Source organism: Nocardia vermiculata NBRC 100427, from assembly GCF_001613265.1.
Classification (GTDB): domain Bacteria; phylum Actinomycetota; class Actinomycetes; order Mycobacteriales; family Mycobacteriaceae; genus Nocardia; species Nocardia vermiculata.
In genome coordinates, this window is record NZ_BDCA01000001.1 from 772,659 (window position 1) to 784,251 (window position 11,593).

Consider the following 11,593-nt stretch of genomic DNA (forward strand, 5'->3'; position numbering starts at 1 on the left):
CGCTATGCGCTAGTTTAGAGGAGCAACTGCTCCGGATAGTAAAGAGGGATGTCATGTCCGAACCGTCCGTGCCCGCCCACGAGGCCACCGATATCGACAGCTGGAATGTCCGGATCATCGCCGAGGTCCGGGCGAATGCCGGGTATGCACCCTGGAGCAGCGAGGCGGAATTCGCTGCGGGCCGGCCGGTTCCGCCCCGCGTCCCGGGCTTCGGCGGAGACCGGGGCATGCCTCTCATTCTGGTACATCACATCGGGGCCAAGACCGGCCGGGAACGGATCAGCCCGCTGTTCTATCTGCCGGTCGGCGACAACTGGGCCGTCTTCGCGACCCATGGCGGCAGCCCACACCATCCGGCGTGGTACCGCAATCTCATGGCGAATCCGCGGGTCACCGTCGAGGCGGCCGCGGAAACCGTGCCGGCCGTGGCCCGGCTCGCCGAAGGCGCGGAGCGCGAACGGATCTGGGCCGAAGAGACAGCGCTCGTCCCGAAGTTCGCCGAGTTCGAGACGACCGCCGGGCGGCAGATCCCGGTCGTCGTGCTGGAACGAGCCCACACGAATCCATAGGAACGAGGTGTGCACAGACGCTACAACGTCGTCGGAGCTGCGCTGGGGGGCATTGTCGGGCAACCTGGCGCGAGTGGTCGCGGCGGTCTCCGCGGCTCGGTTCGATGCGTCGGTGGTCAGCCCGGACAGAGTCAGGCAACCGCGGATATTCACGCGGCGAAGCAAGCACGGAACCGGCTGCTCGTCGAACTGGTGGGCGACGCCGACAGTGTGCCCGTCGAGGTCGCGGAGCGGGTCGGGTTGACCGGCCGGGAAGCCGCACACATCCTGGACACCGCATGGTCAGGGTCGCAGCAGATGCGAGACCACGTGTTCGGCGAGCCGGAGGGAACCAGCCCAGACGCAGGCCCTTCTAACCTCGTGTGACGGAACTGCTGGATCGACAAGCGTTGTCAGATGCCGGGCTCGCCCCCGCCGTGTGGGGTAACGGTAGACGCTGAGGACGTGACGGTGAAGGCTCCCGACAGCACTATCCGGGAAGGCACGAATCCCCTGCCGGTTGCACAACTATGCAGGGCATCAGCCGACCGCCTTGATCTCGACTATCAGCCCCTTACCGGGCGTGGTCCCGACGCCGGTGACGACGCGTAGGAGGATGTCCCCGGCCGCGAAAGCCCATGTGCCGGTGCTGCTGCCGCCCGCCACCTGATTGGCGGCCGCCACGGTGGTCGCGACTGCTGAGCCGCCAGAGACTGCAGGACAACGCCCTCGACCCGGCCCTGCAGCCCTACGACGGCGAGTGGCGGCTGGCGATCGTCACCGCCGGTGCCGAAGCGGCCGCCGAACGGACACTGCTGCGGGAATCGCTGCAAGCAGCCAAGTTCGGTGAGCTCCGCGAAGGCGTATGGGTCGGCCGAACAACCTGAGCACGACACAGCTCGCCGCACCCACCGGCTGACCTGTGTCACCGGGCGACCCGACGATCCCGACGGACTCGCCACCCGGCTGTTTCGTCCCGCCGACTGGGCCGCCGGCGCGACGAACGGAACCGGATCGTCCCCCTCTGCGTCGAAGCAGATGTGGGGAGCATTGTCGATTTCATCGATGCGCGGCTGCGCGAAGACGAGACCATGGCGCGGGCCGTGCACACCGGACCACCCGTGTACGACGCCGGCACCCGTGAGACCGGACCACCCGCATCCGACGGGCGATCGTCGGTGCACGAGCCGCAACGGTGCGGGCGCGAGGTGTTGTCCAAGCGGCTGATCGTGGCGCTCGCCCAACTGCCCGACAGCGGTGCCCGGCGGGAACGGCTGCTGCGTTCGGTCGCACTGTGCTGGGCAGACCATGCCGACTACCGGCCGGAATGGATCCTCTGAACCGCTCGCGCCCGGCAGTGACTACGCTCGATGGGACCCGCTCGCGATCGAGAACCGAGATGGCCGACTACGCACATACCGACCACGCCAGTAAAGGGCGCGCCGAGAAGGCCCGACGCCTGGCCGCCTATCTGTGGCACCGCGACATCACCGGTACCGAGCTGGCCTCCGTACCGGCGGCGACCCGGCGCAAACTGGCGCGGGCGGCCGGCACCAACCCGCCCGGCACCGACGAGACCTGGACCCTGGTGGCCCGGCTACTCGACGAGAAGGATGCCTGGGCTGCGCGCAACCCGAATCATCCGGCAGCGTACCGAGAGCAGGCGGACGAGAAGATTCTCTGGGTCAAACCGCCGATCACGCCGTGGCTCGGCGAACAGCTCTGACTCACTTCGGGAACACCTGACCGAGGAGGACACCATGCCGGCGATCACCGTGGACGACATTCTCGTACTACCGCGACTGCCCCGACCGGAGGCGACCGCGCAGCAGCGTCCGGTACGCACCGTCACCACCGCGCACGCACAACTCGAGGGGGCGGGCTTCGAGGTACGCCGGCCGTTCCCCAGCCCGGATGTGCGCACCGCGGACCCGTTCATCCTGCTGGACCACATGGGTCCGGTCGCCTACGAACCGTACGAGGCCAAGGGAGCGCCCTGGCACCCGCACCGAGGCTTCGAGACCGTGACCTACATGATCGACGGGACGATGGTCCATCACGACTCGCACGGCGGGGGCGGGACCATCTCCGAGGGCGACACCCAGTGGATGACCGCGGGCTCCGGCATCCTGCACGACGAACTACCGGCCGAGGAACTGGTGATCTCCGGTGGCGTCTTCCACGGGGTGCAGTTGTGGGTGAACCTGCCGCGCACCCTGAAGATGACCGATCCGCGCTATCAGGATCTGCGGGCGAGCGAACTGACGCTGCTCACTTCGCACGACGGCGGAGCGCTGGTGCGGGTCATCGCCGGCACGCTCGCCGGTCACCAGGGCCCGGGATCGACGTACACCCCGATCGTGTACGCACACGCGTCGGTCTCGCCGGGAGCGCGCCTGCAGCTTCCGTGGCCTCCGGAGTTCACCGCGATGGTCTACGTGCTGTCCGGGAGTGGCACTCTCGGCGCCGAGCGGCGCCCGCTGGTGGAGGGACAGCTCGGCGTACTGGGCCACGGGGACGCCCTCGAGGTCGGCGCCGACGACCATCAGACCGGCCCCACCGGTCAATGGGAGATACTGCTGCTCGGCGGTGCACCGATCCGGGAGCCCGTCATGCAATACGGCCCCTTCGTCATGAATACCAAACAGGAAATCATCGACGCCATAACGGATTTCGAGGCCGGGCGAATGGGACAAATTCCGGCGGAACATCTGGCGGGACGGCGCTTGGGTGAATAAGCGGCTCTCGGCCGCCCGGTTGACAATGCGGTTCGCCGTAAGAACAGTAGACTCGGCGGTTCCCGGCCCGCCACCGCGGGGAGTGCGGCCGGTCCGACATATCAACCGTAGCTGACATCGAGGAATACATGAACGTTCGCAGGCTTTTCGTGACGGCAGGCGCGGGTTTGGTCCTGGCCGCACCGATCGTCCTCTCCTCCCCGGCCGCGATGGCCGACCCCTTCATCCCCACCGGCTCGGCCGGTACCGGATCGTCGACGATCGATGACGCCATCGGCGCCACCGGTTCGGCGGGACTGGCGCAGACCGGTTCCGCGGGAGGCACGTTCAAGAACTGTGACGAGGCCCGGGCGGCCGGTGCCGCACCGCTGTTCCGCGGGGAGCCCGGCTACTCGCCGCATCTGGATCCCGACGGCACGGGAATGGCCTGCCCGACCGTCTGATCCCGGACACGCAGGAACCCGGTGTGACAGTGTCACACCGGGTTCCGTCGTTCTACCACTTTCAGCGGCGGAAGATCTTGACAAGCACCAGTACGCCGACGAGAGCACCCGCGCCGATCAGGCTGTATTTGACCTTCGGCTCGCTCACCTTCGCAACGACCACCTGTTTGGTGTTGTCGGCGATCCGCTGCGGGTCCGCCCGCACCGCGAGCTCGTCGAGTGTGCTCGCGAGCCGGTTACGCGCGGCTTCGATCTCCCGCTCGATGTGCTCGGTATCCCTCGCCACGTTGTCTCCTGTTGTTGTTCGTGTATGTCGCTGGGCGTCGAGTGTATCCGGCGCCACCGATGTCGCGTCCGATGTCGCATCCGTGGGCTACGGTGCTGGACATGACCGACAATCAGGGACCCGCGGCGGACGCTCATCGGCTCACCCCCGGTGACTCCGCGCCGGATTTCAGCCTTCCGGATGCGGATGGTAAGACGGTTTCGCTATCGGACTATCGCGGCCGGAAGGTGATCGTCTATTTCTACCCCGCCGCGAGCACTCCCGGCTGCACAAAACAGGCGTGTGATTTCCGCGACAATCTCGCGGAATTGAACGAAGCCGGCCTGGATGTGATCGGCATCTCCCCCGACAAACCGGCGAAACTCGCGAAATTCCGCGATAACCAGGAGTTGAACTTCCCGCTGTTGTCGGATCCCGACCGTGAGGTTTTGCAGGCGTGGGGCGCCTACGGCGAGAAGATGATGTACGGAAAACGGATAACCGGTGTCATTCGCAGCACCTTCCTGGTCGACGAGAACGGTGTCGTCCAGGTCGCGCAGTACAACGTGCGAGCGACCGGACACGTGGCGAAGTTGCGCCGCGATATTTCGGTGTAGCCCCGAAGCAGACGGCGGGCCCGGGACGACACGTCCCGGGCCCGCCGTCGCGGTTACAGAGCTCAATCGCGGGGTGTCATGGCCGATACCATCCAGCGCACCGTGAGCCGCCAGTGGTTTTCCCACCAGGCGTCGAATTCGGGTGTGCCGATCGGTGGTGGAGCCGACTCTCCGGGAAACAGCAGTGAACCGTCCGGCGCTCCGATCGGTTCGGTCGGCGCGGGAATCACCGATTTCTGCTGAATGTCCGGGGCATCGGGCCCCGGGGCCTCTTTAACCAGACGCTTCGGCTCGGCACCCGGATTCGATCCGAGCAGATCGAACCGGGCCGCCCGAGTGTCCGAGCGATACCCGGGCTCGTCGTCGGGGGCAGCGTGCCGTGGTGCGCGAAACTCGACGGGGCCGCCGGTCGGCAACTCCGGAATCGAATCCGGAGCGGGCAGACCCGGTTCCGGTTTGGCATGTCGCGGACCGCTGGTGGGTCCGGTAGCGCGCGCATCGGCGAGCCGGGTGGTGGCGTCCGAACGCGGATGGTCGGTGAATTCGTGAATTCCGCCGATGGTCAGTCCCCCTGCCAGAACGCTCGCCGCGGCCGCGACGGCTACCGAATTCCGCGATATCCGGGCGCGTTCGGTGGTTGCGGGCACGGCGGCCTCCGGTTGCGCAACCAGCGCCGCGCCGATCGCCGAACCGGCCGCACCGACCTCCCCCGGAATGGCGGGTGCGTCGAATTCGGCCGAGAGCATCTCCGCCAACCCGGAACGGCCCGCGGCGGAACCGATCACGACGATGGCGTCCGGCCATACCCCGGCGGCGTCCAGCTGATCCCACGCCGCGGCGATTCCGGGACGCAGCGTGTCCTCACCGACGACGCCGAGCGAGGTCGACGTCGCGGCGACCACCCGATCGCGATGCGCGGACACGAGCGAGTAGCCCTGATACCCCGGATTCACCTCGCACACCAGCAGATTGTCGAATTCGTCGGCCCAGCTCATCGCGCGGGCCAGCGAAAGGTGCGCCGACTTCGCCGATACCAGCGACGCCTCGTACCAGTTCCCTTCGGCGAGGCCGGTGACCACCGCGCGGCGACCGGATGCGTCCCGGTAGGTGACTGCGGCACCGGCGATCTCGTAGTCGGCCCCGATATCGGCGGCGAGGCCGTCCAACAGCGCCTCGATCACCTCGGGAAGCCCGGCCGACAACGCCGTGGCGAGTTCGGCCACGCGGTGCGACAGCACCCGGTCCCGCAAGCCACCGCTACCGCCGCGCAGGGCCACCGCGTCGACACGGTCACGGGCGATCGAAGCGCCCAGAGTCACTACGGGCCGAACAAGAGTCACCACAGGTCGAGCTACCACAGATCAAGCCTTCCGTGCGCAGGAGCCACGGCCGAGAAGCTGCACCGGACCAGCGTTCTACGCCGCAGCGGGATATTCGAGAACAACCAGCCGGCCGAACGGAAAAAGCCGACAGGCCCCCGCCGATGTAGATCTACTCGATATGTGTTCGATACCACTTCCGGCTCGGATGGGTTATGAATCGGCCGAATCTCGCGACCGGAACGGGCGGTCGTGTGTCATCCGCGTGTCGCTACCGCTAGCCTGGTACTTGTGGTGGAAGCGCGCACGGCACCGAGGTCGAACCCACGGAACCCACGCCCGGACCCGGCGTTGGAGTTGCAGGACGACCCACAGGAGCTGATGCCCCGTCGCCGGCCCACCCAGGAGCGCAGTAAGCGCAAATTCGACGCACTGTTGCAGGCATCACGAGAACTGCTGGTCGAGGTCGGATTCGAATCGTTCACCTGCGAAGAGGTAGCCGCTCGCGCCGAGGTCCCGATCGGCACGCTGTATCAGTTCTTCGCCAACAAATACGTCATCGTCTGCGAACTGAATCGCCAAGACCTGGTGGCCGTTTCCCAGGAACTCGCCGACTTCCACGGCGAGATTCCGTCGATGGACTGGTTGCGGCACATGAACAAGCTGGTCGACCATCTGGCGGATCTGTGGATGACCGATCCGTCGCGGCGCGAGGTGTGGCTGGCAATGCAGTCCACGCCCTCCACCCGGGCCACCGGCGCCATTCACGAGAAGGAATTCGCCGAAGCGGTACAGCAGATGCTGCGACCGCTGATGCCGCGCACCCCGCGGGTGCGTCGCTCGATGATGGCGCAGGTGCTGGTGCACGTGGTCTATTCGATGCTGAATTTCTCCGTGCAGGACGGTCTGAGCCATGAAGCGGCCGTCGCCGAACTCAAGCGGCTGATGGTCGCGTATCTGCTGATCGCAGAGAAGGAATCGCGCACCGGGCAGCGTGCCGGGACAGTCTGAGCACGCCCGTACCGAATCGATCCCGCGGCGCAGGTGCCGTCCGTCCGACGAAGTCCGGAGCGACGGGGAGCTTCGCAGGAGCGACGGGCAGACCGATGCCGGCGGGTGGCCGAGCGGGCTGCGCGGTCAGGAGTTTTCGATCAGATCCGCTAATTCGCCCGGATCTTCCAGCACCACCATCGCCGCCGCGGTATCGCCGTCGTGGGTGAGCGACAGGTGCACCCGCACCCGGGGCAGGAATTCCGCTGCCAGCCCGTGCAGTTTGATGCTGGGCCGGCCCCAGGCGTCGTTGACGACCTCGATCAGCGGGTACGGGTTGTCGCCGATCTGCGGGCGGCGGGCGAACCGGGACGAGGCCCACGCTTTCAGCACCGCCTCCTTGGCGGCCCAGCGTGCCGCGAAACTACGAGCCGGATCGGTGCCCTTGCTCTGGCAGTAGCGCCGCTCACCCGCGGTGAAACTCTCCCGGAGCATGGTGGTTCCGGCCCGTTCGAGCTGTTCGGCGAATTCGGAGATGGTCACCAGATCCAAGCCGATACCGAGGATGGTCATGAATCCGCAGCCTACGGATGCGGTGCACCATCCTCGGTATCGGCGCGGCGTTACCGGGGAGTTGGTTTGCTCCCCGGCATCGCGAGCGCTCTATGCCGCTACGGAGACTACGCCCGGCTATTCCGAGGCCTCGCCGGCGAGTTCCCCGGTACCGCAACCACCGTGGGCCAGGTACAGCCCCTGTTCACCCAGCCGTGCCTGATCCGAGAGCAGCACATCGGCTTCCAGCTGACGGCTCTTCTCGGCCGGCGTGCCGTCGCCGCCGAGGCGGCGGTCGGCGGGCCGCTCGTAGAGCGGTTCACCACCGCACATCGCCTCGACCAGACGCTGACGGCCGGCCAGTCGACGCTGCTGCGCCTGGTCCAGGTATGCGTCGCGACGCGCCGGGTCGAGCGCCTCGACGAAGGCCTGCGGATGCACCACGGCCACCAGGCCGGAGACGTGCCCGAAACCGAGCGAGGTCACCAGACCGGCCTTGAGCGCGAACCGATCACCGAAACGCAGCGGCTGCCGCGGCCACACCAGATGCGGGTAGTCGGCCATCTTCTCGTCGACACAGTCCAGGCTGCGGTTCGGCGGAACCACACCCTCTTCGAGCACCTGGCACAGGCCGATCAGCTGGAAGGCGGCCGCACCACCCTTGGCGTGACCGGTCAGCGACTTCTGCGACACCACGAACATCGGTGCGCCCTCGGACCGTCCCAGCGCGCCCGCCAGCCGCTCGTGCAGCTCCGACTCGTTGGGATCGTTGGCGGCCGTGGAGGTGTCGTGCTTGGAGATCACCGCGATCTCGTCCGGCGTCACACCCAGTTTGCGCAGGTCCGCCGCCAGCCTCGATTCCGCACCGCCGCGGCCCGCACCCAGCGCACCCAGGCCCGGAGCCGGAATGGAGGTGTGCACGCCGTCGGCGAACGACTGCGCGAACGCCACGACACCGAGCACCGGCAGTCCGAATTCGGCAGCCACATCACCGCGAGCCAGCAGGACCGTGCCACCGCCCTGGGATTCGACGAACCCGCCACGGCGACGGTCGTTGGCCCGGGAGAAGTAGCGGTCGCTGATCCCCTTGGCACTCATCGCCGCCGAATCCGCGGTGGCGGACATATTGCCGAAGCCGACGATGCCCTCGATACCGAGGTCGTCGTAACCGCCGGCGACCACGACCTCGGCCTTGCCGAGCCGGATCTTGTCCACGCCCTCCTCGACCGAGACCGCCGCGGTGGCACAGGCGGCGACCGGATGGATCATGCCGCCGTAGCTGCCGACATAGGACTGCACCACGTGGGCCAGCGCGACATTCGGCAGGGCCTCCTGCAAGATGTCGTTCGCATGCGGCTCGCCCAGCAGGTTGTCGATGTAGAGCGAGCGCATCGACGACATGCCACCCATACCGGTGCCCTGGGTGTTGGTCACCATGGCGGGGTGCACCCAGCTCATCAGCTCTGCGGGGCTGAAGCCGCTGGACAGGAACGCGTCCACGGTGCAGACGATGTTCCACAGCGCCACTCGGTCCACCGAGCTCGCCATATCGGCGGAGATGCCCCAGCGGGTGGGATCCCAGCCCTGCGGGATCTGGCCGCCCACGGTGCGGGACAGCTTCGCCTTGCGCGGCACCCGGATCTCGGTGCCCGCCTGACGAATCACCTGCCAGTCGCTGGAATCGGCGACGGGGTTGATCACGGTGTGCTCGGGATCGGCGGCGTGGAAGGCCCGCGCCTCCGTCTCGCTGTTCACCACGAAGCTCAGATCACGGTCGAGGAAGACCGAGGTCAGCAGCGGCGAAGTGTTGTCGAGCATGGCGCCGTCGTCGCCGTAGCGGCGGATACCGCACCGTTCCACCACGGTGTCGTGGTAGCGCTCGGCGAGATCGGATTCCTCGACGTAGTCGCCGCTCTCGGTGTCGTACCAACCGGGCTTGGGGTCGTTCTCCCAGGTGACCAGGCCGGTGGTCCAGGCCAGTTCGAGGACGCCGGCCGCGGACAGCTCGTCGGCGACCTCCATCTCGAACCGCGTCCGTGCGGAACCGTAGGGGCCGAGCTCACCGGCACCGACGATGACGACCATATCGGCGAGATCGGCGGTGACAGTGCCCCATTCGGGGGTCGGCAGCGCGGAGGTGAGCGTCGGCGGCACGGGGAGTGCGGCGATGGTGCCACGCTCGTCCGCCGCATCGGCTTCCGGTTCCCGCTCCGCGCCCTCGGCGAGCGCGGCCAGATCCAGCTTCGCACCGGCCAGACCACCGGTCAGGTCGATCTGCTGCGGACCGGAGGTGGTGACGGCGCGGGCACGCGCGGTGCACCACTTCAGCAATTCGTCGGCCATGGCCTCGGTGGACCAGGTCTGCACACCGGCCTGCTCGACCGCGGAAACCAACGGATCGTTGTGACCCATCAGCCCGGTACCACGGACCCAGCCGATCATGGCGTGCACCAGGGTGACCCGCTCGGCCCACGACTTCTCCACCCGCCACTTGGCGATCACCGCATCCAGCGCGGCCTTGGCCTCGCCGTACGCGCCGTCACCGCCGAACATGCCGCGGTTGGGCGAACCCGGAAGCACCACATGCAGTTTCGCGTCCACATCGTGGTCGGCGCCGAGACCGGACAGACCACCGATCAGCCGCTCCACCGACCACAGCAGTACCCGCATCTCCATTTCGGCGCGTGCACCGGCATCGGCGAGGTCTCCGGCCACCCGCGGGGCGGCGAAGGGCAACAGCAGGGTCGGGGTCATGGCCGGCTTGACCAGAACCTTCGCACCGCCGGCATTGTCGATCTGCTCGTTACCGACCCACTCGATCAGCGCGTCCATATCGGCGTAGGAGGCCATATTGGCCGGAACCACCCACAGTGCCGCACCGGCGCGAGCATGCTCGCGGTAAAGCTGCTTGTAGAACGCCAGCCGTGCATCGTCGAGCCGCGAGGTGGTGACGATGACCGTCGCACCTCCGCCGAGCAGCCGGCCCGCGATCGAGGCCGCGATGGACCCCTTGCTCGCGCCGGTGATCACGGCGGTATCGGAGGCCCACGACCCTTCGTCCGCGGTATCGGCGGCCACGTGGGCGATGCGCTCGTAGGTACCGGCCAGCACCGACCGCGCCTGCTTCATCGCCTGCTGCCGCCACCAGTTCGCCTGGGCGGCAACGGCACTGCCGGTCCCCGCATAGCCCGCGATGCGCTCATCGCTCGATGCGGCGTCGACGTCGAGCCACAGTGCGGCCAGATCCTCGCGGGCGGTGGCCCAGCGGTCGTCGATCAGGACCGCCTTGCGGGCGTCGAAGGCCGGAGCGACCAGCCGCGGCCAGTCCGAACCCAGCTCGGCCGACACCAGGTCGACCAGGGTTTCCTCGGTGGTCTCCGGTGCGGACACCTGATCGGTCAGGCCCAGCTGTTCCAGCACCACCCGTGCGGCGTTGGCCAGCACACCGTCGCGGCCGGTGATCTGCTCGGTGAATTCGCCGAGCGCGGCCGCATCCACGGTGGCACCGCCACCGCCGCCGGCACTCGGCAGTGCCACGCTCACGCCACGGCGCGCAGCCACGGCCTGCACGGCCGCGTCGATCGCCGCGTCCACCGCGGCACCGTCACCGAGCGCACCGCCGACCAGTCCGCCGAGGTCACCGCCACGCACGCTCGAACCCTCGCGGGTGCCGAGCGAGACCTCCGCGGTGACGTGGTTGGCCCAGCCGTCGCCGAGTTCCCAGACCTTGGTGACCCGGTCGGTGATGGCAGCGGGCCGTTTACCGGACGGGCCGAACACCTTGCGCAGGTGATCGCCGATGGCATCCGACAGCACCGAACCGAACGGCTTGTAGGTCCGGGCCAGCCGGTCGACGGTGGCCGACAACGCGCCCATATCGGCATCGGCGGCGCCGTCGATGGCACCGAGCGACAGCTCCGAGCCGAGGTCGACCAGCAGTTGGTTGCGGCGTGAGGACACACCGTCGCACAGCGCCTCGATGGTGTCGACCGGGCCGATCTGATCCAGGCGGAGCTTGGTCCACAGCGCGATCAGCACCCGGGTGGCATCGGCCGCGCTGAACGGGATGTCGTCGGGGCGCGGTCCGCCCGCGGCGGCGGGGGCCGGAGCGGGAGCGGGAG

Annotated in this window: 13 protein-coding genes; 8 read left to right on the forward strand and 5 right to left on the reverse strand. The window is 67.9% G+C overall.

Annotation, left to right across the window (positions count from 1 at the left end; all coding sequences use genetic code 11):
• Positions 1-53 precede the first annotated feature (53 nt).
• Positions 54-569 (forward strand): nitroreductase/quinone reductase family protein, encoded by a 516-nt coding sequence (locus NV2_RS03595; RefSeq protein ID WP_067868947.1) that lies wholly within the window; start codon positions 54-56, stop codon positions 567-569.
• A gap of 519 nt (positions 570-1,088) precedes the next feature.
• Here NV2_RS03595 and NV2_RS31300 read toward each other — a convergent pair.
• Positions 1,089-1,232 (reverse strand): hypothetical protein, encoded by a 144-nt coding sequence (locus tag NV2_RS31300; protein WP_157102717.1) that lies wholly within the window; start codon positions 1,230-1,232, stop codon positions 1,089-1,091.
• Here NV2_RS31300 and NV2_RS32930 point away from each other — a divergent pair.
• The 5 genes from NV2_RS32930 to NV2_RS03620 all read left to right on the forward strand — a co-directional run bounded on the left by NV2_RS32930 (position 1,187) and on the right by NV2_RS03620 (position 3,729).
• Positions 1,187-1,435: a hypothetical protein gene (locus NV2_RS32930; RefSeq protein ID WP_067868949.1), complete on the forward strand. Its 249-nt coding sequence runs from the start codon at positions 1,187-1,189 to the stop codon at positions 1,433-1,435. The genes NV2_RS31300 and NV2_RS32930 overlap by 46 nt on opposite strands.
• A gap of 153 nt (positions 1,436-1,588) precedes the next feature.
• Positions 1,589-1,888 carry a DUF6221 family protein gene (locus tag NV2_RS03605; protein ID WP_067868951.1) on the forward strand — a complete coding sequence of 100 codons (300 nt, stop codon included), beginning with the start codon at positions 1,589-1,591 and terminating at the stop codon, positions 1,886-1,888.
• A 59-nt stretch (positions 1,889-1,947) separates the two neighbouring features.
• A complete protein-coding gene (locus tag NV2_RS03610; protein ID WP_067868955.1) occupies positions 1,948-2,274 on the forward strand; it encodes a hypothetical protein in 327 nt (108 codons plus the stop codon).
• A gap of 34 nt (positions 2,275-2,308) precedes the next feature.
• Positions 2,309-3,286 carry a pirin family protein gene (locus NV2_RS03615; RefSeq protein WP_067868958.1) on the forward strand — a complete coding sequence of 326 codons (978 nt, stop codon included), beginning with the start codon at positions 2,309-2,311 and terminating at the stop codon, positions 3,284-3,286.
• Positions 3,287-3,414: 128 nt separating this feature from the next.
• On the forward strand, positions 3,415-3,729 hold the full coding sequence (locus NV2_RS03620) for an excalibur calcium-binding domain-containing protein (protein WP_067868961.1): 315 nt from the start codon (positions 3,415-3,417) through the stop codon (positions 3,727-3,729).
• A 61-nt stretch (positions 3,730-3,790) separates the two neighbouring features.
• Here the strand turns inward: NV2_RS03620 and NV2_RS03625 are convergent, their stop codons facing one another.
• The gene (locus NV2_RS03625) at positions 3,791-4,015 is read right to left on the reverse strand and encodes a DUF3618 domain-containing protein (RefSeq protein WP_067868963.1); all 225 of its coding nucleotides are present in this window, start codon (positions 4,013-4,015) and stop codon (positions 3,791-3,793) included.
• Positions 4,016-4,116: 101 nt separating this feature from the next.
• Between NV2_RS03625 and bcp the strand changes: the two genes are divergently transcribed.
• Positions 4,117-4,611: a thioredoxin-dependent thiol peroxidase gene (bcp, locus tag NV2_RS03630; RefSeq protein WP_067869368.1), complete on the forward strand. Its 495-nt coding sequence runs from the start codon at positions 4,117-4,119 to the stop codon at positions 4,609-4,611.
• Between the two features lie 62 nt (positions 4,612-4,673).
• On the opposite strand, the gene NV2_RS03635 is transcribed toward bcp, so the two are convergent.
• Positions 4,674-5,930 carry a DUF7159 family protein gene (locus NV2_RS03635; protein WP_067868966.1) on the reverse strand — a complete coding sequence of 419 codons (1,257 nt, stop codon included), beginning with the start codon at positions 5,928-5,930 and terminating at the stop codon, positions 4,674-4,676.
• A 381-nt stretch (positions 5,931-6,311) separates the two neighbouring features.
• On the opposite strand from NV2_RS03635, the gene NV2_RS03640 reads away from it, so the two are divergent.
• Positions 6,312-6,941, forward strand: coding sequence for a TetR/AcrR family transcriptional regulator (locus tag NV2_RS03640; protein WP_245662413.1), 630 nt, complete (start codon positions 6,312-6,314; stop codon positions 6,939-6,941).
• 126 nt (positions 6,942-7,067) lie between these two features.
• Here the strand turns inward: NV2_RS03640 and acpS are convergent, their stop codons facing one another.
• Complete coding sequence (acpS, locus tag NV2_RS03645) at positions 7,068-7,493, reverse strand: holo-ACP synthase AcpS (protein WP_067868970.1); 426 nt, start codon at positions 7,491-7,493, stop codon at positions 7,068-7,070.
• A gap of 117 nt (positions 7,494-7,610) precedes the next feature.
• A partial coding sequence (locus tag NV2_RS03650) for a beta-ketoacyl synthase N-terminal-like domain-containing protein (protein WP_281198512.1) occupies positions 7,611-11,593 on the reverse strand: 3,983 nt, incomplete at its 5' end.

What these genes read in the sequence shown, in the direction of transcription:
- NV2_RS03610 (WP_067868955.1), top strand. Translation starts at nt 1,948, where the DNA reads ATGGCCGACTACGCACATACCGACCACGCCAGTAAAGGGCGCGCCGAG.
- NV2_RS03595 (WP_067868947.1), top strand. Translation starts at nt 54, where the DNA reads ATGTCCGAACCGTCCGTGCCCGCCCACGAGGCCACCGATATCGACAGC.
- NV2_RS03640 (WP_245662413.1), top strand. Translation starts at nt 6,312, where the DNA reads ATGCCCCGTCGCCGGCCCACCCAGGAGCGCAGTAAGCGCAAATTCGAC.
- NV2_RS03615 (WP_067868958.1), top strand. Translation starts at nt 2,309, where the DNA reads ATGCCGGCGATCACCGTGGACGACATTCTCGTACTACCGCGACTGCCC.
- acpS (WP_067868970.1), bottom strand. Translation starts at nt 7,493, where the DNA reads ATGACCATCCTCGGTATCGGCTTGGATCTGGTGACCATCTCCGAATTC.
- bcp (WP_067869368.1), top strand. Translation starts at nt 4,117, where the DNA reads ATGACCGACAATCAGGGACCCGCGGCGGACGCTCATCGGCTCACCCCC.
- NV2_RS03620 (WP_067868961.1), top strand. Translation starts at nt 3,415, where the DNA reads ATGAACGTTCGCAGGCTTTTCGTGACGGCAGGCGCGGGTTTGGTCCTG.
- NV2_RS32930 (WP_067868949.1), top strand. Translation starts at nt 1,187, where the DNA reads ATGTGCCGGTGCTGCTGCCGCCCGCCACCTGATTGGCGGCCGCCACGG.